Origin of the sequence: Pollutimonas rozaliensis (assembly GCF_048751585.1) — a bacterium.
Classification (GTDB): Bacteria; Pseudomonadota; Gammaproteobacteria; order Burkholderiales; family Burkholderiaceae_B.
On the sequence record NZ_JAZHOB010000186.1, the window covers coordinates 1 to 262 of the forward strand.

At 55.7% G+C, this 262-nt stretch carries 1 protein-coding gene; it reads right to left on the bottom strand.

The window, feature by feature from the left end:
• The coding region (locus tag V0R37_RS22510; RefSeq protein WP_420376611.1) for an RNase H family protein at positions 1–262 on the bottom strand (262 nt) is incomplete at both ends.

Here is a 262-nt window from a genome sequence, read left to right on the forward strand (position 1 = left end):
CGTTTTTCACATATTGCGAATCGGTGCAGATTTGCACGCGGCTGCGGCGCTTGAGCGCTTTGAGGCCTTCAATCACGGCTTTGAGCTCCATACGGTTATTCGTGGTGTCGGGCTCGCCGCCAAACAGCTCTTTCTCAGGCGTCCCGTAGCGCATCAACACCCCCCAGCCACCCGCGCCGGGGTTGCCTTTGCACGCGCCGTCGGTGTAGAGATAAACGGTTTTATCCTTGTTTTCAGCAGAGCAAAAACATGGATAAAACCG